The sequence below is a fragment of the Rhodanobacteraceae bacterium genome (genome assembly GCA_016713135.1).
Taxonomy (GTDB): domain Bacteria; phylum Pseudomonadota; class Gammaproteobacteria; order Xanthomonadales; family SZUA-5; genus JADKFD01.
Genome location: JADJPR010000023.1, coordinates 339,867 through 365,720 on the forward strand (window position 1 = coordinate 339,867; position 25,854 = coordinate 365,720).

The 25,854-nt window shown below is 67.2% G+C and carries 23 protein-coding genes, 1 other RNA gene and 2 pseudogenes; 15 read left to right on the forward strand and 11 right to left on the reverse strand.

All coding sequences use genetic code 11. From position 1 onward, the window contains the following. Positions 1-85: 85 nt before the first annotated feature. Entirely contained in the window at positions 86-2,275 is a 2,190-nt protein-coding gene (locus IPK27_21360) for a M36 family metallopeptidase (protein MBK8070064.1), read from the reverse strand. A 450-nt stretch (positions 2,276-2,725) separates the two neighbouring features. Between IPK27_21360 and rpmJ the strand changes: the two genes are divergently transcribed. From rpmJ to IPK27_21400, 8 genes are all read left to right on the forward strand, one after another. After that, positions 2,726-2,851, forward strand: coding sequence for a 50S ribosomal protein L36 (gene rpmJ / locus IPK27_21365; GenBank protein ID MBK8070065.1), 126 nt, complete (start codon positions 2,726-2,728; stop codon positions 2,849-2,851). A 185-nt stretch (positions 2,852-3,036) separates the two neighbouring features. Next, entirely contained in the window at positions 3,037-3,363 is a 327-nt protein-coding gene (locus IPK27_21370; protein ID MBK8070066.1) for a hypothetical protein, read from the forward strand. Beyond that, on the forward strand, positions 3,360-4,397 hold the full coding sequence (locus tag IPK27_21375) for an agmatine deiminase family protein (GenBank protein ID MBK8070067.1): 1,038 nt from the start codon (positions 3,360-3,362) through the stop codon (positions 4,395-4,397). Before IPK27_21370 ends, IPK27_21375 begins: the two co-directional genes overlap by 4 nt. 5 nt (positions 4,398-4,402) lie before the next feature. Then, entirely contained in the window at positions 4,403-5,284 is an 882-nt protein-coding gene (locus IPK27_21380; protein ID MBK8070068.1) for a carbon-nitrogen hydrolase, read from the forward strand. A gap of 98 nt (positions 5,285-5,382) precedes the next feature. Beyond that, positions 5,383-6,609 carry a TraB/GumN family protein gene (locus IPK27_21385; GenBank protein MBK8070069.1) on the forward strand — a complete coding sequence of 409 codons (1,227 nt, stop codon included), beginning with the start codon at positions 5,383-5,385 and terminating at the stop codon, positions 6,607-6,609. Next, positions 6,609-7,958 (forward strand): hypothetical protein, encoded by a 1,350-nt coding sequence (locus IPK27_21390; GenBank protein MBK8070070.1) that lies wholly within the window; start codon positions 6,609-6,611, stop codon positions 7,956-7,958. Before IPK27_21385 ends, IPK27_21390 begins: the two co-directional genes overlap by 1 nt. Next, positions 7,850-9,277 carry a DUF349 domain-containing protein gene (locus IPK27_21395; GenBank protein ID MBK8070071.1) on the forward strand — a complete coding sequence of 476 codons (1,428 nt, stop codon included), beginning with the start codon at positions 7,850-7,852 and terminating at the stop codon, positions 9,275-9,277. Before IPK27_21390 ends, IPK27_21395 begins: the two co-directional genes overlap by 109 nt. 233 nt (positions 9,278-9,510) lie before the next feature. Further along, on the forward strand, positions 9,511-9,699 hold the full coding sequence (locus tag IPK27_21400) for a hypothetical protein (GenBank protein MBK8070072.1): 189 nt from the start codon (positions 9,511-9,513) through the stop codon (positions 9,697-9,699). Positions 9,700-9,717: 18 nt separating this feature from the next. Here IPK27_21400 and IPK27_21405 read toward each other — a convergent pair whose 3' ends face one another. Next, on the reverse strand, positions 9,718-10,527 hold the full coding sequence (locus IPK27_21405) for an amidohydrolase (protein ID MBK8070073.1): 810 nt from the start codon (positions 10,525-10,527) through the stop codon (positions 9,718-9,720). After that, positions 10,515-11,660, reverse strand: coding sequence for a pyridoxal phosphate-dependent aminotransferase (locus IPK27_21410; protein ID MBK8070074.1), 1,146 nt, complete (start codon positions 11,658-11,660; stop codon positions 10,515-10,517). Before IPK27_21410 ends, IPK27_21405 begins: the two co-directional genes overlap by 13 nt. A 556-nt stretch (positions 11,661-12,216) precedes the next feature. On the opposite strand from IPK27_21410, the gene IPK27_21415 reads away from it, so the two are divergent. Next, entirely contained in the window at positions 12,217-12,657 is a 441-nt protein-coding gene (locus IPK27_21415) for a GNAT family N-acetyltransferase (GenBank protein MBK8070075.1), read from the forward strand. Positions 12,658-12,678: 21 nt separating this feature from the next. Continuing rightward, positions 12,679-13,236, forward strand: a complete 558-nt coding sequence (locus IPK27_21420) for a DUF2062 domain-containing protein (protein ID MBK8070076.1) — start codon at positions 12,679-12,681, stop codon at positions 13,234-13,236. Here IPK27_21420 and IPK27_21425 read toward each other — a convergent pair whose 3' ends face one another. From IPK27_21425 to hrcA, 5 genes and pseudogenes are all read right to left on the reverse strand, one after another. Next, positions 13,237-14,046: a 4-hydroxy-tetrahydrodipicolinate reductase gene (locus tag IPK27_21425; protein ID MBK8070077.1), complete on the reverse strand. Its 810-nt coding sequence runs from the start codon at positions 14,044-14,046 to the stop codon at positions 13,237-13,239. 53 nt (positions 14,047-14,099) lie between these two features. Then, positions 14,100-15,225: pseudogene (gene dnaJ / locus IPK27_21430) on the reverse strand (molecular chaperone DnaJ). A 160-nt stretch (positions 15,226-15,385) separates the two neighbouring features. Beyond that, positions 15,386-17,302, reverse strand: a complete 1,917-nt coding sequence (gene dnaK, locus IPK27_21435; protein ID MBK8070078.1) for a molecular chaperone DnaK — start codon at positions 17,300-17,302, stop codon at positions 15,386-15,388. Positions 17,303-17,565: 263 nt separating this feature from the next. After that, complete coding sequence (gene grpE, locus IPK27_21440) at positions 17,566-17,967, reverse strand: nucleotide exchange factor GrpE (protein MBK8070079.1); 402 nt, start codon at positions 17,965-17,967, stop codon at positions 17,566-17,568. 168 nt (positions 17,968-18,135) lie between these two features. Then, positions 18,136-19,197, reverse strand: coding sequence for a heat-inducible transcription repressor HrcA (gene hrcA / locus IPK27_21445; GenBank protein MBK8070080.1), 1,062 nt, complete (start codon positions 19,195-19,197; stop codon positions 18,136-18,138). Positions 19,198-19,460: 263 nt separating this feature from the next. On the opposite strand from hrcA, the gene recN reads away from it, so the two are divergent. Next, a complete protein-coding gene (gene recN, locus IPK27_21450) occupies positions 19,461-21,128 on the forward strand; it encodes a DNA repair protein RecN (GenBank protein MBK8070081.1) in 1,668 nt (555 codons plus the stop codon). Between the two features lie 368 nt (positions 21,129-21,496). Here recN and fur read toward each other — a convergent pair whose 3' ends face one another. Next, a complete protein-coding gene (fur, locus tag IPK27_21455) occupies positions 21,497-21,925 on the reverse strand; it encodes a ferric iron uptake transcriptional regulator (GenBank protein ID MBK8070082.1) in 429 nt (142 codons plus the stop codon). Between the two features lie 85 nt (positions 21,926-22,010). Between fur and IPK27_21460 the strand changes: the two genes are divergently transcribed. Continuing rightward, entirely contained in the window at positions 22,011-22,388 is a 378-nt protein-coding gene (locus IPK27_21460) for an outer membrane protein assembly factor BamE (GenBank protein ID MBK8070083.1), read from the forward strand. 3 nt (positions 22,389-22,391) lie between these two features. Here the strand turns inward: IPK27_21460 and IPK27_21465 are convergent, their stop codons facing one another. After that, positions 22,392-22,658, reverse strand: a complete 267-nt coding sequence (locus tag IPK27_21465; protein ID MBK8070084.1) for an RnfH family protein — start codon at positions 22,656-22,658, stop codon at positions 22,392-22,394. 4 nt (positions 22,659-22,662) lie between these two features. Then, positions 22,663-23,097, reverse strand: coding sequence for a type II toxin-antitoxin system RatA family toxin (locus IPK27_21470; GenBank protein MBK8070085.1), 435 nt, complete (start codon positions 23,095-23,097; stop codon positions 22,663-22,665). An 88-nt stretch (positions 23,098-23,185) separates the two neighbouring features. On the opposite strand from IPK27_21470, the gene smpB reads away from it, so the two are divergent. The 3 genes and pseudogenes from smpB (at position 23,186) to IPK27_21485 (ending at position 25,800) form a co-directional block, all read left to right on the forward strand. Next, entirely contained in the window at positions 23,186-23,668 is a 483-nt protein-coding gene (smpB, locus tag IPK27_21475) for an SsrA-binding protein SmpB (GenBank protein MBK8070086.1), read from the forward strand. Between the two features lie 301 nt (positions 23,669-23,969). After that, positions 23,970-24,320, forward strand: a transfer-messenger RNA (tmRNA) gene (ssrA, locus tag IPK27_21480). Positions 24,321-24,553: 233 nt separating this feature from the next. Beyond that, positions 24,554-25,800 (forward strand): annotated as a pseudogene (locus IPK27_21485) (integrase arm-type DNA-binding domain-containing protein). The last annotated feature ends 54 nt before the right edge of the window (positions 25,801-25,854 follow it).

The following is a 25,854-nucleotide window of genomic DNA, read 5'->3' on the forward strand; positions in this document are numbered from 1 at the left end:
GCGGAGACGCCACCATGATTGCTGCCCTGCAATCGCAGCCAGCCAGCCGGGCGCATCGCCCGGCCGGCCTGGCCGGTTCAGGCGATCACTCGAAACCGGTCGCAAATACGAAATCGGCCGAGCATTGCAGCGGCACCAGGAAGCCCGCAGTCTCGTCGCCCCGCGCAAACGCACCGCCAACCGCATTCGTCCCGAGCCCTTTGGGCGCAAATCCGCGCCAAATCTCGCAGACATTGGCACCGCCATTGTTGGCCTGGTCGGCCGCCAGGATCGCATCGCGCGCCGCCACCATGGTCGGGCTGCATGGCTGCAGCTTCATGCCGTCGATGACCAGTTGGATCGTCTTGTTGTTGCCGCCGGTGCCAGTGTAAATGTCAGGATCGAAGCCGTAGCGCGCGACCATGTTCCAGTAGACGTTCCACAGTGCACCGGCCCAGATCTCGCCCACGCCGTGAGGCGCATTGGTGGCGGCGACATTGGCGTAGGTCTGCGGGCTGACGGCCGGATCGGTCGAGTAGGGGAAATTGCGGATACCTGGCCCGGTGGCGCCCGACTGGAAGCTGGAATAGGCACCGATGAAGCGTGGTGTCAGCGCCGTATCCGACGGCTTGGCATGGATGACGAGCGCCCAGAAGTCGCTCCAGCCTTCGCCGCCCTGCTCCGAGGTCGCTCCGCCACCAAGAGTGGTGGCCAGGCAATTGGCATTGGACGGCCCCCCGGTCAGGCGGTTGGAGATGCCGTGACCGTACTCATGCGCAATGATGCCGGCATCCATGTCCGAGTCGCGGTGCGGTTGCGTGCTCTGCATGCTGACCGCCACGCCCGGTGCCGGGAGCTGCGCACGGATGGTGTTGCCATCGGCCTGGCTGATCATCATCGACCGGATGGTGACCGAGGCGCCCGAGACGCCCGGACCCATGCCGAACGGCGGCGTGGCGTCGTTGTTGACGACCACCGCTGCGACCGCACCCGCATTCTGCGCATTCAGCACCTTGAGCCCGAATTCGCATCCACCACGGTCGATCACTGCAATCTGGCCGGTCAGGCTGCCTGCAGGCGAGGCCGTGCAACTATCGCTGCCCGGCGCCACTCCGTCATCAACCAACTTGAGACTGCCGGTAAAGCCGGCCGAATTGAACACCGGGCCGAAACCTGCTGCCGCCCCGGTGTAATTGCCGGCGATGACCACCGGACTGGTCACCTCGAGTTCAACTGGCGCCAGCCAACGGAACATCTGCATCCGTGGCGCACTGCCATCAGGGGGCGTGGCGAAGTTGGCGTTGTTGTTCGAGCCCGAGATGCCCACGTTCAGGCCATCGAGCGCATCGGCGTTGACCGCGTCGTTACCCGCGCCACCGCCGCCATAGTTGTTGGTCTGGAAATTGCCGGCCGCCGCGTTGAATCCGTAGCGGAAGGTCAGATCGTGCATGATGTTGTTCCAGTAGAACAAGTTCACGATCGCCGCATTGAGATTGTTGCCGGCCTCCGGTTCATTCGCGGGATTGAACGGGAAGTCGAAGGCGAGCGGAGTGCTGCCTGTGCCCACCGGGCGCGTGCCGCCGCTGTTGTTCCCATCCATGTCGTCCTGCGCCAGGACATTGTTGCCGCGGGTATCGGTGAACTCGTTGCCCGCAGCGCCGTTGTTGTCGTGCCAACCGAACGGCGACGCCGTGGTGTCGTGTGGATCGGTCACCAACTGGTGGGTGGTCTGGTCCGGGTTTTCTGCCGGGAACGGGAACACCCGGTACTGGCTGAGCGAGCCCGAGGGTGCGTGTGTCTCACCCGCATGCGCCCTCCAGTTCACCGTCGAGATCGCCTCGCCGCTGGCGGCGTCCACTCGGATCGACCACCAGTTGTTGGTGTCCGCCTCGCGGATGGTCACATCCCAAGCCAGGCGCACGGCTTGGCGGTCGTCGCTCGGCTGGTACACCAGTTCCACCGGAATGTCGTCGGCTGAGATGCCGCCACCGGTGTACAGCGCCTTGCGCGAGGGCCCGCGCTCGGTTTGCAACATCAGCAAGGGTGCGCGCACGTTGAGAGCCACGGAACGCGCGGCGTTGCGGATGGCCGTCACCTGGTCGACGCTGGCCGCCTGGCCTGCTACCTTGGCCGCCAGATCGCTGACAAAACCGTTGTGCAGGTTGATGATGCTGCCGTCCCGCGCGACATTGATCGCAAGATCACCGTTCCAGACTTCGATGCCGGAGAGCCGCTGGCGCCAATAGAGGTGCCGGATGCCGTTGTGCTCGGAGACGTAGTCGTCCTTCAGGAGCATGTCCGCGGCATCCAACTGCGTCAGAGACAGGCTCGCTCGGCGAGATTCGAAGTAGCTCCGCGCGATCGTCCGCGCATCACCCTGGCTCGGGCCGGAGAGAAACCGGAATTCGCCCGTTGGCGTCACTTCGGCTGCCACGTGGGCGGAAGGGAAAGCGAGCGCAAGGGACAGGGCAAGCGACAATTGACAGCGGCCGAACGAATTCACCGGGATAGCTCCTCATCTGGAAGAGTGGATCAGCGTGCGCCCCGCGTGGTCTGGCGGGGGGCGCGAACGCGGCGCGGAAGGTACCACAAGTCGCGCGCGGGGCCGGTAAAGCATGCTTGCCTGCGCAATCATCAGCGGCGGCCTCTGGTTCGAAGCGCAGTCGCTTGGGCGACACTTGCATCTGACCCCACCACGCGTCTACACTGCCGAGCTTTCGCGTTCGGTCATCAAGGATGGTGCGCCATGAAGGTTCTTTCCTCGCTCAAGTCGGCCAAGTCGCGTCACCGTGACTGCAAGGTGGTTCGCCGCCGTGGCAAGGTGTTCGTGATCTGCAAGAGCAACCCGCGTTTCAAGGCGCGCCAGCGCTGAGCCGGGCAATGCCAGGACACATTGAAGGCCGCCTCCGGGCGGCCTTCTCATTTTCGTCCCCCAAGCGTTGAATTCGGCGCCAGCGTTCACATTCCGTTGCCACGCCACTTCTGCGCCATGCAGGCAGGCGCTAATCTAGAAGGTGTACCGCGCGGGCCATCCCAAGGAGGTGTGTCGTGACCCCAATCCGAGTGCTGCTGATCCCGCTGGCCCTGGCCTGCGCCATCGTCTCCACCCAAGCAGCGGCGGACTCGCTGCTGGTCCAGCGCGTCGAGCGCGCCAAGGCGTCCTCGCTCCCCCGCGCCGGCGCCACGATGGCGGATGTGGAAGCCCAGTACGGCGCACCCACCGAGAAGCGTGATGCCGTTGGCCAGCCGCCGATCGCGCGCTGGATCTACCCGGCGTTCACCGTGTACTTCGAGTACGACAAGGTGGTCAACGCGGTGATCAACAAGTCGATGCCCGAAGAAGTGGGGCCGAAGCCGGTACCGGCGCGGCAGCCGAAGGAATGACGGCAGCGACCCGCTGGCCGGCCGAGTGGGAACCACAGGCCGGAATCCTGCTGGCGTGGCCGCACTCCGGGACCGATTGGGCCGCCAACCTGGCTGCGGTCGAAGGCTGCTATCGCGAACTGATCCACAGCATCCTCGGATTCGAGGATGTCTACCTGATCGTGGCCGACGCCGCAGTGCGCGCCCGTGCAGTCGAAGTGATCGGCAGCAACCTGAAGCGTTTTGAGGGCACGCTGCACTTCATCGAACTGCCCTACAACGACACCTGGCTGCGCGATTCCGGCCCGATCACGCTGCTCGACGGGCGCAAGCCGCGCTGGCTGGATTTCCGCTTCACCGGCTGGGGCGACAAGTTCGAGGCCAGCCTGGATGACGCGATTCCGGCGGGACTGACGGCGCACCCGCTGTTTGCGCACGTACCGCGCCAACGGGTTGACTTCGCGCTGGAAGGCGGCGCGATCGAGACCGACGGCCAAGGCACACTGCTCGCCACCTGGACCTGCCTGGCGCGGCGGCATCCGGGCAAGTCGCGTGCGGAGGTCGAGAAGATCCTCGGCCAGACGCTCGCGATCGACCGCTTCCACTGGCTCTCGCACGGCGAGCTGGCCGGCGACGACACCGATGCGCACATCGACACCCTGGCGCGCTTCGCGGCGCGCGACCGTATCGTCTACCAGGGCTGCGAGTCGCAGCTGGACGAACATTACGCGGCGCTCAACCGGATGGCCCATGAACTGGCGGCGCTGACCACGCGCAACCGCGAGCCCTACGAGCTCTTCCCGCTGCCCTTCGCGCCGCCGATCTTCGCTGCCGACGGGCGCCGGCTGGCCGCGTCCTACGCCAACTTCCTGATCGTCAACGGCGGCGTGCTGATGCCCGGCTACGATGTCGACACCGACCTGGACGCCGCCGAGGTGCTGCAGGCAGCGTTCCCGGACCATGACGTGGTCATCGTGCCCTGCCGCGCGCTGATCGAGCAGAACGGCAGCCTGCATTGCCTGACAATGCAACTGCCGGAAGGAGTTGCCGCGTGAGTGCGATGCTGAAAGTGGCCTTGGTGCAGGACCGCGACCGCGGCAGCGTCGAGGCCAACCTGGCGAGGATCGAGGCCCGCGTCGGTGAGGCCGCGGCCGGCGGCGCCCGGCTGGTCCTGCTGCAGGAACTGCACAACGGCGCGTACTTCTGCCAGACCCAGGACGTGCGCGAGTTCGACCGAGCCGAGCCGATCCCCGGGCCGAGCACCGAGCGCCTGTCGCGCCTGGCCGCGCGCCACGGCGTGGTGCTGGTGTCCTCGCTGTTCGAACGCCGCGCCGCCGGGCTCTACCACAACACCGCGGTGGTGTTCGACGCCGACGGACGCATCGCCGGGCGCTATCGCAAGATGCATATCCCGGACGATCCGGGCTTCATGGAGAAGTTCTACTTCACACCGGGCGACCTGGGCTTCGAGCCGGTCGACACTGCCGTGGGCCGCCTCGGCGTGCTGGTGTGCTGGGACCAGTGGTACCCGGAAGCTGCCCGGCTGATGGCACTCGCCGGCGCCGACATGCTGCTGTATCCGACGGCGATCGGCTGGGATCCACGTGACGACGAGAGCGAAAAGCGCCGCCAGCAGGAGGCGTGGATGGTGAGCCAGCGCGGTCACGCGGTCGCCAACGGCCTGCCGGTGCTGAGCTGCAACCGGGTCGGCTTCGAGGCCGATCCCTCCGGCGCGGGCGCCGGGATCCAGTTCTGGGGCACCAGCTTCGTTGCCGGCCCGCAGGGCGAGTTCCTCGCGCGCGCCAGCGATGGCGAGGACGAGTTGCTGCTGGCCGAGGTGGACCTCAAGCGCAGCGAGAACGTGCGCCGCATCTGGCCCTTCCTGCGCGACCGCCGCATCGATGCCTACGGCGATTTGCTGAAGCGCTTCCGCTCGCCTTGAAGCGGCCCACGCATCGACGGGCGCCGCGCTGGCAGTCGGTGTAGCCTCGCGCGCTTGCTGTCCGCCGCCAGCGGACGGCCGCACCCATGGACGTTTGCATGTCAGCACCGAGTTCCAACGAAACTGCCACTGCGCCCTACTCTGCCTTCGACGGCCAGCCGCTGATCGAATGCAAGGTCGGCGATATCGAATACACCCTGCTCGGCACGGCGCACGTCTCGAAGGCCAGCGTGGATGCCGTACGGCATCTGATCGCCACGCGCGCCTTCGACGTGGTCGCGGTCGAACTCGACGAGCACCGCCACCATTCGCTGATGCGCCCGGACGACTGGCGCAACGTGGACCTGTTCAAGATCGTCAAGGACGGGAAGGCCGGCATGCTGGCCGCCAACCTGGCGCTTGGCGCCTACCAGCGACGCCTGGCGGAGCAGTTCGGGGTGGAACCGGGCGCCGAGCTGAAGGCCGCCTGCGTGGAAGCGGGCGCGCGCGGCACGCCGGTGGAACTGATCGACCGCGATGTCGGCGTGACGCTGAAGCGCGCCTATGCCGCGGTCGGATTCTTCGACAAGCTGAGCATCGTCGGCGGCCTGGTCGCCAGCGCGATCAGCAGCGACGAGATCAGCGAGCAGGATGTCGAGAAGCTCAAGGAAGGCGACATCCTGACCAACACCTTCGACGAGTTCGCGCGCCAGAGCCAGCCGCTGCACCACGCGCTGATCGTCGAGCGCGACCGCTACATGGCCGGGCGATTGCGCCAGGTGAGCAAGCCCGGCCAGCGCGTGCTCGCGGTGGTCGGCGCGGGGCACCTTGCCGGGCTTGCGCGTACGCTCGAAGGCAAGGATGCGGGGGACACCCAATCGCTGGAAACCCTGGCGCAACTGCCGCCGCCCGGGATCTGGCCCAAGCTGATCGGCTATGCGGTGATTGCGCTACTGGTCGGCGGATTCGTCTGGGCCTTCAGCCAGGGCGTCGATGTCGGCCGCGACCTGGTGTCTTTCTACGTGCTGGCCACCGGCGGCTTCGCTGCGCTCGGCGCGCTGCTGGCGGGCGGGCATATCCTGAGCATCCTCGCCGCCTTCCTGTCGGCGCCGCTGACGGTGTTGCACCCGGCGCTGGCCGCGGGCATGTTCAGCGCCGGCGCCGAGGTCTGGATCCGCAAGCCGCGCGTGGCGGATTTCGAGGCGCTGCGCGACGATCTCAAGCAGTGGTCGGGGTGGTGGAAGAACCGCGTCGCGCGCACCCTGCTGGTGTTTTTCCTGACCAATGCCTGCACCGGCATTGGTGTCTATCTGACCGGTATCGAGTTTTTCCGAAGGTTGACCTGATGAGCCTGATGTCCTGGTTTTCCAAGCCGGCGTGGCAGTCGCGCGACGCCGCCAAGCGCGCCGATGGCGTGGCCCATGGCCGCGATGCCGCACTCCTCGCCGAATTGCCGCAGATCGTGCGCAACGACGTGGACGCGCGCGTGCGCCGCGCCGCGCTGGAGCGCATCGACGACCTGACCGTGGTCGCCGACCGCATGAGCAACGACGCCGACGCCGGCATCCGCGAGCGCGCCAAGTCCCGCCTGATCGAGTTGCTCGCCGGCAACGCACCGGTGGCCGAGCGCCGTCGCGCGCTGGGGCTGATCGAGGATGCCGCGCTGCTGGAGCAGATCGCCCGGCGCGCGCCGGAGGCGGAACTGCGCCGCGCGGCGCTGGAGCGCTGCAAGCGCCCTGGCTTCATCGCCGAACGCGTGCTCGAGGATGCGGATGCCGAGCTGCGCCTGGAACTGCTGGCGCGGGTGGAACAGACCGCCACGCTGGAACGCCTGGCGCAGCAGGCGCGCACCCGCGACAAGCGCCTGGCGCGCGCCATCCGCGAGCGCCTGGATGCGGGCAAACTGGAGGCCGGCACCGCCGATGCGCTGCTGGCGCGCGCGGAGGCCCTGTGTGCCTCGCTCGAGCAGCAGTTGAAGCAGCCGTCCGCCGGCGCGGCACAGCTGATCGCCGCGGTCGAACGCGAATGGGCTGAGCTGCGCCCGCGCATCGACGATCGCCATGACCGCCGCTTCGATGGCGCCGTGCAGACGCTGCGCGCTGCCCTCGGGGCCATCGCGCGGATCGGTGAAGAGCCGGCGCCGGCGCCCGTAGCGGCGGAAGACGTGACGCTCGAAGTGCCGGTGGTTGCCGCAGAGGCGCCGGCGCCGCTGGCACCCGCGGTCGACGAACCCGATCCGGCGCTCGCCGAACTGATTGGGCGTGCGCGGGCGCTGGGCGAGGACGCACCGTTGGCGGATCTCGATGCCCTGGAGCGCCGCTGGGAGAACGCCTGGGCGCGGCGCAGCCCGCGCGGTGGCGCCGACCAGAGCCAGGCAGGAGAGTTCGCCGCCTGCCTGCAGGCCGCGCGCGCGGCTGCCCACGCACGCGCCCAGGCGCACGATGCGACGAAGACCGCCGCCGAACATGCGATCGCTGCAGCCGACACCGCGATCGAGGCCGGCCAGCTGATCGCCGCCCGCGCGCCGCGCGCGCGCAGGCCCGCGCCGCGGTCGAGTCGCTGCCGGAGTCGCTGGCGCGCGGGTACGTGCGCAAGCTCGCCGCGCTCGACCCGCGGATCGACAAGCTGGCGCAATGGCAGCGCTGGTCGGACAACAAGGTGCGCGTGCGCCTGTGCGAGGAGGTCGAGGCGCTGATCGGCTCCGGCATGCATCCCGATGGCCTGGCCAACAAGATTGCCGAGCTGAAAGCGCAGTGGAAACGGATCGACGACAGCGAGGCCGATCCCGCCGCGCCGGCCAGCGAATCGGGCCTGGCAAAGCGCTTCCGCTTCCTTTGCCACAAGGCGCTGGAGCCGGCGCGTGGCTATTTCGAGAAGCGCAAGGAAGTGCGCGGCAAGCGCAGCGAGGAACTTGGAGCCTTCATCGAACGCGCCCGCGGCGTGCTCGACGGCGGCACGTCCGATGTCCCGGCGTTGATCACCCTCAAGCGCGAGGCCGGCGACTGCCTGCGGCGCGTCGATGAGGTCGATCCGCGCCAGCGCGGCGAGATCGGCAAGCAGCTCAAGCAACTGATGGAGCAGTGCTCGGCGGCCATCGACGCACGTTTTGCCGGCGTGGCCGAGGAGAAGCAGAAGCTGATCGCGCAACTGCGGCGCCAGCTCACCCACGCCGAACTGGATGCGGCGCTGGACCTGGCGAAGAACGCGCAGAAGCGCTGGCAGACGCTCGGCAAGGGCTCGGCGAAGACCGACCAGGCCCTGTGGCAGGAATTCCGCGCGCTCATCGACCCGTTGTTCGCCAAGCGCAATGACGAACTCAAGGCGGCCGATGCGGCGCTGGACGCCGAGCGCGCCGCCGCCGTCGCGCTGGTCGAGGAAATGCGCGCACTGGCTGGTTCGGATCTCGACGCCAGCCACATCGACGCCGAGATTGCGCGCATCGAACAGGCCTGGCGCAGTGAGAACCGTCCGCGCGACCTGGAGCGCGCGCTCGACGACGCCGTGGCCAAGGCCCATGCCGCCGCGGGCCAGCGTCGCAGCGCCGAAAGCGCCGCGCGCTCCGAACGCGTGGCGGACCTCGCGACCCAACTGGACGCCATCGAGGCCCGCTGGTTGGGCGGCGAGGCCATCGATGGCGACCTCGATGCCATCGCGACCGCCGCGCGCGCCTTCGACGCGGCCACCGCGCAGGCATTCCTCGCCCGCGTCGAGCGCCTGCGCCGCGCCAGCGCCGATGCGAGTGCGGCCCTGCTCGCGGAACAATCGGCCCTGGGCGAGCGGCTGGCGCTGGAATACGAATACCTGAGCGGCAGCGAGTCGCCGGCCGAAGCGCAGTCGGCACGCATGAACCTGCAGGTGGAGAAGCTTGCGGCGCGCATGGCCAGCGGACAGTCGCCCTCGCCCGCGGCCGAACACGCGGCGCTCGACCGGCGCTGGTGGGCACTCGGCCCGCTCACGGTGAACGAGCGCCAGCAGTTGAGCGCGCGCCGCGCCAAGGCACTCGGGAAGGCCTGACCAAGCTGGCTTCGTTGTCACCGCGCGCCGGATGCCGGCGCGCGGCGGAGCTGTGTCCGGCGCCACATGCCTGCTGCCTGACGAAAATTCCGAAACAAATGTATTGAATTGTCCGTCGCGGTATCGGACCATTTGCAAGCGCGCCCGCACTTTGGTCTGCCCGACGAGGGGGAAAGATGGAGGTCAAGGAACGCCGCCGTGCTGCCGCACCTCCGAGCCGCGTCCTCGAGCGCCTGCTGAACCCGGCGCAGATCGATACGCTGCGCAGCCTGGAACACTTCGGCTGGGAGCTGAAGTTCGTGCGCAAGCCGCTGTTCCAGCCCGCCGTCCCGATCGTCTTCGATGGCGACCGCAGGAACTACGCGGTGATCGAAGAGGATGGCACGGTCAACCAGAACCCGCCGTTCAAGATCCGTCCTTGATCCCCGGATGCGCACCGGTCAGGGACCAGCCGGTCCCGTCAGTTCGAACGCATCTGCATCCATCCAGGCGGGGAATCGGTCACGATGCGCGGCGAGCTTCTCCGGCGACAGCCGCGCCGTCACGACGCCAGCCTCACCACCGAGTTCGACGATGGGTTCGCCGAGGAAATCCAGGGCCACGCTGTCGCCTGCGTAATGCAACTGGTTGCCGTCGACCCCGACTCGGTTGACGCCGACGCAATAGGCCAGGTTCTCGATCGCGCGGGCGCGCAGCAGGGTGCGCCAGGCGTGCCGGCGCGGGCTGGGCCAATTGGCGACATACAGCAGCAAATCGTAGTCCAGGCCTTGCCCGGCGCTGTCCATGCGGTTGCGGCTGAACACCGGGAAGCGCAGGTCGTAGCAGACCAGCGGACACACGCGCCAGCCATGCAGGTCCACGATCAGCCGCTCGCTGCCGCCGGCGTAGCGCTCGTGCTCGCCGGCCATGCGGAACAGGTGGCGCTTGTCGTAGTGCGCGAGCGTGCCATCCGGGCGCGCCCAGACCAGGCGGTTGTACACCCGGTCGCCCTCGCGCACGACCAGGCTGCCGGTGAGCACCGCGCCGACCTCGCGCGCCAGCTCGCGGATCCAGCGGATGCCCGCGCCGTCCATCGTCTCGGCATCGGCGATGGCATCGTTCGAGAAGCCCGACAGGAAGGTCTCCGGCAAGACTATCAGGTCAGCCCGACCGGCCAGGTCGAGCACCCGCGTGCCATAAAGCTCGCGATTGGCCCGCGCATCGCGCCAGACCGTCGCGTCCTGCACCAGCGCAACGGTCAGATCGCGCATAGCTTCTCCGCCGCGGCGTCCAGGGTCTGGTTGTTCTTGGCGAAGCAGAAGCGGATCAGGCGCTGCTCCGGCGGCGATTCGTAGAAGGCCGACACCGGAATGCCGGCGATGCCGTGTTCGATAATCAGCCGCCGCGCGAAGCTCAGGTCGTCTTCGTCGCTGATCGCCGAGTAGTCGGCGAGCTGGAAATAGGCGCCTTCCACGGGCAGCAGGCGAAACCGCGAGCCGGCCAGCGCGCGCGCGAAATGATCGCGCTTGGCCTGGTAGAACAGCGGCAGATCGTGGTGATGCTGCGGATCGGCGACCATGTAGTCGGCGATTGCCCACTGCGCCGGCTGGAAGGTGCAGAAGGTCAGGAACTGGTGCACCTTGCGGAACTCGGCGGTCAACGTGGGCGGCGCCACGCAGTAGCCGATCTTCCAGCCGGTGATGTGATAGGTCTTGCCGAAGCTGGAGATCGCAAAGCTGCGCTCCGCCAGCTCCGCATGCGCGAGCACGCTCTGGTGGTTGCGACCGTCGAAGATGATGTGCTCGTAGACCTCGTCCGACAGCACCAGGATCTCGCTGTCGCGCACCAGCTCGGCCAGGGTGTCGAGATCGCCGCGCGCCAGCGTGGCGCCGGTCGGGTTGTGCGGCGAGTTGATCATGATCATCCGCGTGCGCGGGTTGATCGCGTCCTTCACCAGCTGCCAGTCGACGCCGAAATGCGGTGCCACCAGCGGAATATGCACCGCGTGTCCACCGGCCAGGGCGATGGCCGGATCGTAGCTGTCATAGCAGGGATCGAGCACGATGACTTCGTCACCCGGGTGTACCGCCGCATGGATCGCCGCGAACAGGGCTTCGGTGGCGCCGCTGGTGACGGTGATCTCGCTGTCCGCGTCCACCCGCCGGCCGTAGAGCGCCTCGGTCTTGGCGGCAATCGCCTGACGCAGCGGGGCGATCCCGGGCATCGGCGCGTACTGGTTGCGTCCGGCCAGCATGTGCCGGTTGACCGCCTCGCGGAGCGCCGGCGGACCTTCGAAATCCGGAAAGCCCTGCCCCAGGTTGACCGCACCGTGCTGCGCGGCGAGCTGCGAGATGACACTGAAGATCGTGGTCCCGGCCTTCGGGAGCTTGGTGGACAGGCGCATCAGCCTCGAATTCCGGCGGAAGAAAGGGCGGATGCTAGCCCGGTTGTCGGCTGTCGGTTGATTCTGTGCAATGCGGCTGTACTCACGTCCGATCATGCCGTGTTCCCTGTCTGCATTTCTTGTCCGCGAAGGACGCAAAGGACGCGAAGAAGGCAAGAGCATCCGGAGGACACGATCAAAGTACATCCTGTCCCCGCGGCCATTGCAGCGCGGACAACTGGCCCGGCTCCTCCTGCATCCTTTGCGTCCTTTGCGTCCTTTGAGACCTTTGCGTCCTCCTGATGCGTACCAATCCTCATCGCGGGAGCGCCCCAAGAGCAACAGCGTTTGGACAAGGTCCAAACCCACGCACAGCAAGCTCGCGGCATCTGTGGGTTCGGACCTTGTCCGAACGCTTTTCGCATCGCCGGTCCATCGGCGATGAGGATTGGTACGAATCAGGTGCGTCCTTTGCGGACGAATGGTTTCTTCTTTGGGTGACTCGATGCAGGCATGCGCATCTTGCCGAATCGACGGGGCCTTGACGTTCCTATCCAGCCCACACAGCATCCCGCCCATGAATCCCGTCGCCAATGAGATCAACGTCCGGCTGTTCCGGGACCGCGACTACGCGCACCTGCCCGAGTTGTTCGCAATGCTGGAGCCCGAGCTCTCCAGCGCGGTGGTGATTTCGCGGATCCCGGCGATGCTGGCGCAGGGCTGGCGGTGCGTCGGCGCCTATCACGGGATGGACCTGGTCGGCATGGCCGGTTTCAGCAAGCGCACGCACCTGTTCTCCGGGCCAGTGATCTACATCGAAAATGTCGCCGTACTGCCCGGCTGGCGCGAGCGAGGGGTCGGCGGGCGGCTGATGGAATGGATCGAGAACCAGGCACGCGCATCCGGCTGCCTCAAGGTCACGCTCGACGTCTACGCCACCAATCGCAGCGCGCAGAATTTCTACATCCACCGCGGCTACCAGCCGCGCGGGGTGCATTTCGTGCGCGAGTTGACCTGATTCGCGCGACGGACCCGCCACATGCGCCGCGAGTACGAAGAACTGCTGCGCCAGTGGTTGCAACGCCGCAGCCGCATGCGGCGCTGGCTGCGGCCTCTGCCGCGGCATTCAAACGTCCACCGCTACCCGGTGATCAAGTGGTTCGCGCAGCACGCGCGGCGACGGCCATACCTGTGGTCCTTCAAGTACGCCCAGGTGGTGCCTGCGATCTACGTCGGCTCGGTGATCTCGCTGCTGCCGATCTACGGCGTGCAGATCCTCGCGGCGCTGGCCGCGGCCTTGCTGTTGCGCGCCAACCTCACGGTGCTGGTGGCGCTGCAGTTCATCACCAATCCGCTGACCCTGGTGCCGATCTACGCCTTCACCGGCTGGGTGGGCGTGGTCCTGATGCGCGCTGGCGGCGTCGGCGCGGATCTCCCGGCGGCGATGTACTACGCGCAGGCGCTGTTCATCGGTGGGGTGGTGGTCGGTCTCGCAGTCGGCGCGGTTGCCGACCTGCTCTGGCGTCTGGCCGCCTGGGAAGCGCGCCGCTTCCGTGCGCGGTTGGCGCAGTCACGCAAGCGCCTGGACCCGCCCTGATCAGCTCAGCACGTCGGTGATGTCGTACCAGCCGGCGCCCTGGTGCGCCAGCCACACGGCACTGCGCACGGCGCCGGTGGCGAAGATCGAGCGCGAGTTGGCGCGGTGGGTCAGTTCCAGCCGCTCGCCCTCGGAGGCGAACATCACCGTGTGCTCGCCCACCACGTCGGCCGCACGCATGACCGCGAAGCCGATGTCGCTGCGCTTGCGCGGCTCCATCATGCCCTGGCGGGTGTAGCGCGCCACGTCCTCGAAGGCCTGCCGGCGCGCATCGGCGATCGCATGTCCCAGCGCCAATGCCGTGCCCGATGGCGCATCCTTCTTGAAGCGATGGTGCACCTCCAGGATCTCGGCCTCGAACTCAGGCCCCAACTGCGCTGCGGCCATCGCCGCCATGCGTTTGAGCAGCGCCACGCCGAGGCTGAAATTGGCGCTCCACAGCACCGGGATGCGCGCGGCAGCGTCTTTCAGTCGATCAATCTGCTCCACGCTCAGTCCGGTGGTTCCGCAGACGAACGCCACCCTGCGCTCCAGCGCCATCGCCAAGGGCGTCGCCAGCGCATCCGGGGTGGAGAAATCGATGATCGCGTCGACCGCCGTATCCGGGTCCAGCGTGGCAACGAAGTCCAGGTCCGGAGCCGCCGGACCGAAGGCCAGCGCCAGCGATTCGCCGACCCAGCCAGAAGCCGCACGCACCAGCGCGGCGACGATCGTGCAATCCGAGCGCGCGCGGGTGGCACGCAGTACTTCAAGTCCCATGCGCCCGGAAGCGCCGTGGACGGCGATACGCACCGGGGAATCGGGATCCATCGAACTGGCTCGGGCTGCGGCAGATGCCGCCGATTATGGCAGCAGCGACCGGATCAGGCGCCGATGCGGCCGAAGAAGTCCTTGACGCTGTCCAGCCAGGAGTTCGAGCGTGGCGAATGGCGCGCGGACTCGCCGGTGAAACTCTCCTCCAGTTGCGCCAGCAGATCGCGCTGCTCGGCGGTCAGCTTGACTGGGGTCTCGACCACCACGTGGCACATCAGATCGCCCTTGCCGTGGCTGCGCACCGACTGCACGCCCTTGCCGCGCAAACGGAACACCTTGCCGGTCTGGGTGCCTTCGGGGAATCTTCAGGATCGCGCTGCCATCGAGCGTGGGGATCTTCATCTCGCCGCCGAGCGAGGCGGTGGTCACGCGGATCGGGATCTCGCAGTGCAAATCGTCGCCATCGCGCTTGAAGATCGGGTGCTCGCGCACCTCCATCTCGACGTAAAGATCGCCCGCGCTGGTGCCCGCCGGGCCGGCCTGGCCCTCGCCGGTCAGGCGGATGCGGTCGCCGGTGTCGACACCCGCCGGCACCTTGACCCGCACCACCTTCTCCTCTTCCAGACGCCCGGCGCCGTCGCAATGGGTACACGGATTGGTGATCGTCTTGCCCGTGCCATTGCAGGTCGGGCAGGTCTGCTGGATCGAGAAGATGCCGTTCTGCATGCGCACGCGGCCGTGCCCGGCGCAGGTCTTGCAGGTGCTCATCTTGCCGTCGGCCGAGCCGGTGCTGTTGCAATGGTGGCAGCCGACCAGCGTCGGCACGCGGATTTCCTTCTCGACTCCGTTGACGGCTTCTTCCAGGTCCAGCGCCATCCGGTGCAGCAGGTCGGCGCCGCGCCGCTGGCGCTGTCCGCCACCGCGCCCACCGCCGAAGATATCGCCAAAGATGTCACCGAAGATATCGCCGAGGTCCGGCCCACCATGGCCGCCGCGCCCCGCGCCACCGCCCTGCAGGCCGGCATGGCCGTAGCGGTCGTACACCGCGCGCTGCTCGGCGTTCGACAGGACTTCGTAAGCCTCCTTGGCCTCCTTGAAGCGCTCCTGCGCCTCCGGATCGTCCGGATTGCGATCCGGATGCAGCTTCATCGCCAGACGCCGGAACGCCTTCTTCAGTTCGTCCTCGGTGGCGGATTTCTGCACGCCGAGGATTTCGTAGTAGTCGCGTTTGGACATCGGGGTAATGATTCGAATGGGTTGCGTGGAAAAGTGAAAAGTGAAAAGTGAAAAGTGAAAAGTGAAAGAGAGCAGCGCACTGCCCAACCTTTCACTTTTTACCTTTCACTTTTCGCGCGAGACTCACCGCGTCGGCCCCTGCCGACGCGGTGGAGCAGCCTCAGCGCTTGTCATCCACCTCGGTGAACTCGGCATCCACCACGTCGTCGTTGGGCTTGCCGCCCTTCGGCGCGTCGCCGCCCGGGGCGGGGCCGCCCTGGCCGCCGGCAGCCGCGGCACGCAGGCTCTGGGAGGCTTCCAGCAGGGACTGGGTCTTCTGCTCGATGGCGCTCTTGTTGTCGCCCTTCATCGCGGTCTCGAGTTCGGCCAGCGCGGTCTCGATCTTGGCGATCTGCGCGCCGTCGACCTTGTCGCCGGCATCCTTCACCGCCTTGCGCGTCTCATGCAGCAGCGCGTCGGCCTGGTTGCGCGCGCCGACCAGTTCGTGGAACTTCTTGTCCTCGTCGCGGTGCGCCTCGGCGTCCTTGACCATCTGCTGGATCTCTTCCTCGGAGAGGCCGGACCCTGCCTTGATCTCGATGCGCTGCTCCTTGCCGGTCTTCTTGTCCTTGGCCGAGACGTGCAGGATGCCGTTGGCGTCGATGTCGAAGGTCACCTCGACCTGCGGCATGCCGCGCGGGGCCGCTTCGATGCCGGCCAGGTCGAACTTGGCCAGCGACTTGTTGTAACGGGCCTGCTCGCGCTCGCCCTGGAGCACGTGCACGGTCACCGCGGTCTGGTTGTCCTCGGCGGTGGAGAAGACCTGCGCGGCGCGGGTCGGGATCGTGGTGTTCTTCTCGATCAGCTTGGTCATCACGCCGCCGAGGGTCTCGATACCGAGCGACAGCGGCGTGACGTCGAGCAGCAGCACGTCCTTGACCGTACCCGCGAGCACGCCGCCCTGGATCGCGGCACCGATCGCGACCGCCTCATCCGGGTTGACGTCCTTGCGCGCTTCCTTGCCGAAGAACTCCTTGACTGCTTCCTGCACCTTCGGCATGCGCGTCTGGCCGCCGACCAGGATCACCTCGGAAACGTCGCCGACGCGCAGCCCCGCGTCCTGCAGCGCGGTGCGGCAGGGATCGATGGTGCGCTTGACCAGGTCATCGACCAGCGATTCCAGCTTGGCGCGCGTCAGCTTGACGTTCAGGTGCTTGGGACCGGAGGCGTCCATGGTCACGTACGGCAGGTTGACCTCCGTCTGCATCGACGACGACAACTCGATCTTGGCGCGCTCGGCGGCGTCCTTCAGGCGCTGCAGCGCGAGCGGATCGTTGCGCAAATCGATGCCCTGCTCCTTGCGGAACTCGTCGACCAGGAAGTCGATCACGCGCTTGTCGAAGTCCTCGCCGCCGAGGAAGGTGTCGCCGTTGGTGGCGAGCACTTCGAACTGCTTCTCGCCGTCGACCTCGGCGATCTCGATGATCGACACGTCGAAGGTGCCGCCGCCGAGGTCGTACACCGCGATCTTGCGATCGCCAGCGCCCTTCTTGTCCAGGCCATAGGCCAGCGCGGCCGCGGTCGGCTCGTTGATGATGCGCTTGACCTCGAGGCCCGCGATGCGGCCGGCGTCCTTGGTGGCCTGGCGCTGGCTGTCGTTGAAGTAGGCCGGCACCGTGATCACGGCTTCGGTGACCGGCTCACCCAGGTAGTCCTCGGCGGTCTTCTTCATCTTCATCAGCACGCGCGCGGAGATCTCCGGCGGCGCCATCTTCTTGCCCGCGGCGTCGATCCAGGCATCGCCGTTGTCGGCTTCGAGGATGGTGTACGGGACCATGCCCAGGTCTTTCTGCACCACCTGCTCGCTGAACTTGCGGCCGATCAGGCGCTTGACCGCGTACAGCGTGTTCTTCGGATTGGTCACCGCCTGGCGCTTGGCCGGCGCGCCGCACAGCACTTCGCCGTCCTTGGTGAACGCGACCACCGACGGGGTGGTACGGTCGCCCTCGGCGTTCTCGATGACCTTGACGCCGCCGCTCTCGATGATCGCGACGCAGGAATTGGTCGTCCCGAGATCGATGCCGATGATCTTGCCCATGGAGTTCTCCTCAATTCGGTTCGTTCTGGGGACGAGGCCCCGGTTGCGGGCTTAGATGGGGATGATTTTTGCGGGCCCAAGGGCTGCGGGTGAAGCGGGAGAAGCGGGGCGAGGGTCAGGGGGCAGGGGGACAACACCGGGCCAAGCCCATGCAATCCGGCGCGCTGGGATCTGTATGGAAACGACAGGGCATTCCCCCTGCCCCCTGACCCCTGCCCCGCTCTTGCTTGCTTGCCCCTGACCCCTGCCCCGCTCTTGCTTCCCTACCCCTGACTCACCATCACCAGCGCCGGCCGCACCAGGCGGTCGTGCAGGCGGTAGCCCTTTTGCATCACCAGCATCACGTGGTCGGCGGGCACCTCGCTGGAAGGCTGCATGCCGATCGCCTGGTGCTGGTCGGGGTTGAACGGCTGGCCGAGCGGGTCGACCACGCTGAGGCCGTGACCGTCGGCAGCCTTCTGCAGCAGGCGCAAGGTCATTTCGGTGCCCTGCTTGAGGCTGTCGATGCCGGCGCCCGGCGCATCGGCGGCTTTCAGGCCCTGCTCCAGGCTGTCGATCACCGGCAGCAGATCATTCAACAGGCGCTCGACGCCGAACTTGCGCGCCTGTTCGAACTCGCGCAGCCAACGCTTGCGCTGGTTCTCGGCCTCGGCGCGCTCGCGCAACTGCTAGGCTTCCATTTCGGCGATGCGCTGATTCAACGCTTCGATCGTGTCCTGCGGCCCGAATCCTTCGGCGTCGCTGGCGGCTTCCGGGCGCTCTTGCTCCGGGGATGCGTGCATGGGATGGCACTCCCTGACAGAAATCAAATAGTTGCGTGGAACTGGGGGCGATCAGCCCAGATTCAAGGCGCCGCCGACCGCCTGCGCGGTGGCGCGCACCACCGGGATCACCCGCTGGTAGTCCAGGCGCGTAGGGCCGATCACACCGAGCACGCCGATCGGCCGCCCGTCGCGTCGGTAGGGCGCGGTGATCACCGCGCACGCGGCGAAGGGTTCGAAGCCGGATTCCTCGCCGATGAACAGGCGCACATCGTCCGCGCGCACTGCGTTCTCGACCAGCTCCAGCAGGTCGCGCTGCTGCTCGAAGGCCTCGAACAGCCCGCGCAGGCGCTGCACGTCGGCCAGTTCCGCGTGCGCTGCCAGGCGACCTTCGCCGGAGATCAGCAGTTGTTCTTCGTTCGGCAGGCGCAAGGCCGCACCGGCGGCGTCCACCACCGCGCTGGTCGCGCCGTCCAGCGCCTGGCGCGCCGATTCGAGATCGCGCGCCAGGGTGTGCTGGATCGCCGGCAGGCACTGCCCGGCGAAGCGCTCGTTCAGCAGTTCGGCCGCGCGTTCCAGTTGCGCCGGTTCGATCGGGTGACTGGTCTGGACCAACCGGTTCTGCACCTGGCCATCGTCGAACACCAGGATCACCAGCAGCCGCCGCGGCGCCAGTTGCACGAAGTCGATCAGGCGCAGCGGCAGGCGCTCGCGGCGCGGCACCGACACGATCCCGGCACACCCGGTCAACTCGGACAGTAGCCGGCTGGCGCTGCGCAGCACCTGGTCGGGCGCGCCATCGGCCGGCAGCCGCGCACAGATCTGGTCGACCAGCGGCGTGGCCGGCGGCTCCACCTCGATCAGCGAGTCGACGAACAGGCGGTAGCCGCGCGGTGTGGGCACGCGCCCGGCCGAGGTATGCGGCGAGCGGATCAGGCCGCCCGCCTCCAGGTCCGCGAGGATGTTGCGGATGGTTGCCGGCGACAGGTCCAGCCCGCATTCGCGTGCCAGCTTGGCCGACGCCACCGGCTCGCCCGCCTCGATATAGCGTGCAATCAGGTCATGCAGCAGCTTGCGAGCGCGGGCGTCGAGGGCGTGCACCGGGGGCGTGGACTCTGCGGGTACTCCTGACAATTGGGGGCGGAGGGGGCCGGGGTCAAGGGCTGGCGGTTGGTGTTGGTGTTGGTGGTTATCGGTTATTGGTTGTTGGTTGTTGGTTGTTGGTTGTTGGTTGTTGGCAGCGACGCGCCGCGGGCCTGTGGGAGCCGGCCATGTCGGCGGTCTTTCCCTCGGCCCATGCTGCCGACCGCAAGCGACAACCCCTGCGATGGTTGCAAGCCGCAGCGACGCGCGGCGATAGTGGCGGGATCGTCTTTTCGTCGGAGCGCTGCCCTTCCATGCTGCAAAGCCTCAGCATCCGCGACTTCGCGGTGGTCGGCCGGGTCGATTTGCCGATCGCCGCCGGGATGACCGTGATCACGGGCGAAACCGGCGCGGGCAAGTCGATCCTGGTCGACGCGTTGTCGCTGGTCTCCGGCCTGCGCGCGGACTCTGGCGCAGTGCGCAGTGGCGCCGAGCGCACCGAGATCGCCGCGGAATTCGCGCTGCAGTCCTTGCCCGCGGTGCGCGACTGGCTGCAGCAGCAGGAACTGGATGAGGACGCGAGTTGCCTGATGCGCCGCGTGGTGCGCGCCGATGGCGGCTCGCGTGCCTTCATCAATGGGCGCGCCGCCACCCTGCCGCAGATGCGCGAACTCGCCGGCATGCTGCTGGAGATCCACGGCCAGCACGAACACCAGGCCCTGCTGGCGCGCGCGCACCAGCTGGATTTGCTCGACCAGTACGCCCAGGAATCTGCGCTACGGCGAGAGGTGCGCGGGCACGCGGAACGCTGGCGCGCGCTGGGTGCCGGGATCGACGAGCTGCGGCGCAACTCGCGCGATGGCAGCGACTTGGTCGAATTCCTGAAGCACGCGCTGGCCGAACTGGAACAGGCGGACCCGACCGCCGCCCGGCTGGCCGAACTGGAGAGCGAGCACCGGCGGCTGGCACATGCCGGCGAGCTGATCGAAGGGCTGGCGCGGCTGGAGGAGTCCCTCGGCGGCGACGAAGGCGGTGTCGACCGGGCGCTTGGCCACGCTGGCCATGAGCTGTCGCGACTGCTGGGCTTCGATGCCGCGCTGGGCGAGGCCGCCAGCCTGATCGAATCGGCCAGCGTGCAGATCGACGAGGCGCTCGGACTGATCCGGCGCCGGCGCGAGGCTATCGACATCGACCCCGAACGCCTGGGCGAGCTGGAACGCGATCTCGGCCGCCTGCACGCGCTGGCACGCAAGCACCGGGTGGCGCTGCACGACCTGGACAGCGTGCGCGAGGACCTGAAGCAACGGCTCGCCGCCGCCGAGGGCGCGGGCGAGCGCCTGCAACAGCTGCAGGCCGAGCAGGCCGCCGCGCTGGCCGACTACCAGCGCAGCGCGCGCCGCTTGAGCGAGCGCCGCCGCAACGCTGCCACCCGTCTCGGCACCGAAGTCACCCGGCTGATGCAGGAGCTCGGCATGGGAGGCGGTCGCTTCGAATGCGCGCTCGAATCGCACACCGGCGAGCCGCGCGCCGACGGCGACGAGGACGTCGAGTTCCTGGTCACGGCAAATCCCGGCATGCCGCCACGCCCGCTGCGCAAGGTGGCATCGGGCGGCGAACTGGCGCGCATCAGCCTGGCGATCAAGGTCGCCACCATCGCCCTCGACGACACGCCGGTGCTGGTGTTCGACGAGGTCGATTCAGGCATCGGCGGCGCCGTCGCCGAGATCGTCGGACGCAAACTGCGCGAGCTTGGCCAGCGCCGCCAGGTGCTGTGCGTCACCCATTTGCCCCAGGTCGCCGCCTGTGCGCACCAGCACCTGCGCGTCAGCAAGGCCAGCAGCGGTGCCGTCACCGAATCGTCGGTCACCCTGCTCGACCAGGCTGCGCGCGCCGAGGAACTGGCGCGCATGCTCGGCGGCGTCGACATCACCTCCGCCACCCGCGCGGCGGAGGCGGACCTGCTGCAGCGGCTCAGTGCCTGAGAAGCGGTGAGTTGTTTGCTGTTCGCGTAGCCCGGTGTGCGCGCGCAGCGCGCTCACGGGGTACTTGTCGCCAGCACCCGGAGAACCGCTGCGCGGCACTCCGGGCTACGCGAAATCAACGCCTCGCGACGGGACTTCGGCTCTCCTGATTCGTACCAATCCTCATCGCCGATCGACCGGCGATGCGAAAAGCGTTCGGACAAGGTCCGAACCCACAGATGCCGCAAGCTTGCTGTGCGTGGGTTTGGACCTTGTCCAAACGCTGTTGCTCTTGGGGCGCTCCCGCGATGAGGATTGGTACGAATCAGGCCGGCTCCTTCCAACACCAATACCAACAACCAACACTGCTTCTCCCGGTGGCAGTCGCCTCAGCCCTTCTTCGGCCGCACGTACAGCACCAGGCTGTGATCGGCCAGCTCGTAGCCGGCCTTGTCGGCGATCTCGCGCTGCAGGCGCTCGATGTCGGCGTTCTGGAATTCGATGACCTTGCCGGTCTCGACGCAGACCATGTGGTCGTGGTGGCCGTCGGCATCCAGTTCATACACCGACTGGCCGCCTTCGAAATGGTGCCGGACGACGATGCCGGCGGCCTCGAACTGGTTCAGCACGCGATAAACCGTGGCCAGGCCGATGTCGTCGCCCTGCTCCAGCAGTTCGCGGTAGACATCTTCGGCCGTCATGTGCTTCTTCTGGGCACTCCCCAGGATGTCGAGGATGCGCATCCGCGGATGGGTGACCTTGAGGCCCACCTTGCGCAGGTCCTGGCTCTCGACGGGGCGTTCGGCGCGCTGGGGCATGGTCTCGGCCTCTGAGCTCGTTGGGATCGGGTTGATCTTCGGCACTGTATTATCCCCCGCTTCCGTTGCCTGACGTGGAAATCTGATGCGAGCCATTCTAGCCCTGCCGCTGCTTCTCGCCTTGACCGGCTGCAACATGCTCTACAAGCAGAGCGTGCAGCAGGGCAATCTGCTGGAGACCGATCAGGTCGACGCGTTGAAGCCGGGCATGACCAAGCGTCAGGTGATGCTGGTGCTGGGCACCCCGGCATTGCAGAGCCCGTTCCACGACAACCGCTGGGATTACGTCTCCAGCTACAAGGATGGCGACGGCGTGGTTGATCTCAAGCGCCTGACGGTGGTGTTCGAGGACAATGTGCTGGTGCGCATCGAGGGCGACTACGAACCGGGCAAGGGCGTGCGCGCCAAGGGCACCGATCCGGAATCGCCGCTCGACGAGAAGGCCGAAGACAGCAAGGGCTGAGTTTCAGCGACGCGCCGCGTGCGCCGCGCGGCGGCGGCGCGATTCCTTCGGGTCGAACACCAGCTCGCGGTAGATTTCGACCCGGTCGCCGTCGCGCAGCAGTTCCTCGGGCGGACAGCGCTTGCCGTGGATGCCGGTGTCGAGCGCAGATGGCAGTTCGTCGCGCAGCCCACATGTGGCGATCGCATCGGCCACCGTCGATCCCGCGGGCAGCTCCAGCGCCACCAACTGTTGCCGCTGCGGCAAGGCCCAGGCCACTTCGATCCGCAGCGTCTCAGGCACGCCCGAACTCCATCCGCGCCGCGCGGCAGAAGTCGTCAACCATCCGGTCGGCGACCCGCCGGAAGCCCAACGCCAGCGCGCCGGCCACCAGGCCCGAGCTGACCTCGAACACCAGGTCCAGGCCCACCCGCGTGCCGATCTCGCCCACCGGATCGAAGCGCCAGTGCCCCTGCAACTGGCGGAAGGGCCCGGAGAGCAGGCGCAGTTCGATCCGCGACGGCGGGGTCTCGATGTTCTCGGTCGAAAAACTGACCGAGATACCGGCCACCCGGACTGCCAGCTCCGCACGCACACACGCGCCCTCGCGCGCCAGCACCTGCGCCCCCGAGCACCAGTCGAACCAACGCGGGTAACGCTCGAAATCCGCCACCAGGCCAAACATCAACGCCGGCACATGCGGCACCAGCGCCTGACGCTGAATGCGCACCTCGGAACGCTCGGCGCCGGGCTTGGCACCGATCCCCGGATCGGGCGAAGATGGAGAGCTGGGCCCAGGAGCCATCGATCAGGTACACATGAGCAAGAAGAACAACGATAGCTCACGCGGCGGCGTCATCGCCGTCAACAAGCGCGCACGTTTCGATTACCACGTCGACGAGCGGCTGGAAGCCGGCATTGCGCTGGAAGGCTGGGAGGTCAAGAGCCTGCGCGACGGCCGCATCCAGTTCGGCGAGAGCTACGCCCTGATCAAGAATGGCGAGGCCTACCTCTTCGGCGCGCAGATCACGCCGCTGATCTCGGCTTCCACGCATGTGGTTGCCGACAAAATGCGCAACCGCAAGCTGCTGCTGCACAAGGCGGAACTGAACCGGCTGATCGGCGCGGTGGAACGCAAGGGCTACACCGTGATTCCGCTGTCGCTGTACTGGAAAGGCAATCGCGTGAAGGTGGAACTCGGCCTGGCCAAGGGCAAGAAGGAACACGACAAGCGCGACACCGAGAAGGAGCGCGACTGGCAGCGCGACAAGGGCCGGATCATGCGCGAGCGCAATCGCTGAGGGAGCCCTTGTCACGCTGCTCGGCACTTTCGTGGTCGCATCGAACCGCGGCTGCGCGTAGCCCGCCGGTACGCGCGCAGCGCGTGAGACGGGGTGCTTGCCGCAAGCACCCGCTGAGCCGCTGCGCGGCACAACGGGCTACGCAATGACCTTGGCTCCCGCCGGCAGTCTGGCAAGGCGCCGCCCGCGCCCCGCCCGCGCTCGGAACCGCGATCCAGCGAAAACAGCGGCCGAAACTGAACGCCGCGCCGACACTGCCATTGCAAGCCCACACCCCCGCCCCTACACTTGGTTCTGCAACGGGGGCGCAATGGCTTCGACGGAAGTCACGAAACCTTGGGTGCATGCCGAGGGGGTAGCTTTCCTCGTTAATCCAGCTGCAAGACTCTAGTCGCGAACGACGAAGTCTACGCTCTGGCGGCCTAAGGCCGCCTAACCGCCCTACCTTGTGTTCGTGCTCGGTAAAGGCGGGTCAGAATCACGAAATCGTGAGCCACGCGGGCCTGACGCGGGCAACTAAAACCACCAGGCTGGTTGCGCAGCTTTCCCGCCGGTTGGAGCGCGGCGCAACGAGAACGAAGATCCGGCTAAGCATGTAGAGCACGAGACGTAGGGCTTGCGGACGGGGGTTCGACTCCCCCCGCCTCCACCAGTTAAGTAGTTCAGGAAGTGCCAACAAGTACCGTAACCCCGCGAAATGCGGGGTTTTTTTTGCCTTTTGCTTGGGTTTGGCGTGGGATGAAATCAGGTGGTATCGGGTGACTACAGGCACAAAATGGGGTTACGGTTAGGGGTAGCGGCGACCCTGCGGGGGTACGGAGCAGTTCGACTCCCTACCCCGCCCGATTGGGAGTCGCCCCCCGTCCGGAACGGAGTTGTGCCCCAATGCCCCTGACTGATTCCACGATCCGCGGAGCTTCGGCCCCGGACAAACCGCGCAAGCTCGCCGACGAGAAGGGGTTGTTCTTGCTCGTCAATCCCAACGGATCAAAGCTGTGGCGCCTGAAATACAGGATGGCGGGCAAGGAAAGTTGCTCGCGCTCGGCGCCTTCCCGGACGTGGGGTTGAAGAAGGCACGCGACCGCCGCGACGAAGCCCGGAAGCTGATAGCCGACGGGATCGACCCGAACGCCGTCCGAAAGAAAGAGAAAGCCGAAGCCGCGGGCGCGGACACCTTCGGATACGTCGCAGAAGACTGGTTCAAGCGCCAGCGGGAGAACTGGACCGAAGGCCACGCCGTGACTGTGCGCAGCCGTCTGGACCGAGACGTGCTGCCCTACTTGGCCCGGCGACCGCTTCGAGAAATTGACGCGCCGGAGTTGCTGACCGTGCTGCGCCGTGTCGAGTCGCGCGGCGCCGTCGAGTCCGCGCACCGAATCAAGACAATATGCGGGCAGGTCTTCGCCTATGCGGTCGCCATCGGCAGCGCGACCCGCAACCCGGCCGCCGACATTGGGCCGGGCGCGATCAGGCCGGCGCGAGTCAAGCCGATGGCGGCCGTTCTGAAGCCAGCCGAAGTCGGGGCGCTGCTGCTTGCAATCGACGACTACAGCGGGACACACGTTGTCCGGTGCGCCTTCAAGCTCGCCCCGTTGGTATTCGTTCGCCCCGGCGAGTTGCGCGCCGCCGAGTGGTCAGAATTTGACCTGGACGCCGACGCGCCGCAGTGGGTCATACCAGCCGCGCGGATGAAGCTAAAGTTGGAACACAAAGCCGACCCGACGCGCTCGCACATCGTCCCCCTTAGTCGTCAGTCCGTCGCCGTCTTGAAAGACTTGCAGCAACTAACCGGCACCGGGCGCTTTGTGTTTCCGGGCCACGGCTCACATGGCGACGCCTACGCGCGTCCGATGTCGGAGAACGCGATCACCGCGGGGTTGCGCCGGATGGGTTACAGCGGGGACGAAATGACGGGCCACGGCTTCCGATCCATAGCGAGCACAATGCTTAACGAGCGCGGATTCAACCCTGATGCGATAGAGGCGCAATTGGCGCACACGACCGGTTCAAAGGTCCGGGCCGCGTACAACCGGGCTCGCTACTTGGACGAACGCCGAGCAATGATGCAGGCTTGGGCTGATCTGCTTGACTCCCTGAAGGAAACCGCGAAGGCCGCGAAGGTCGCCAAGTGAAGACCGGACGCCCCGCCGGCATCCGATCTCGACCGCTCTCCGGCTGGGGATCTG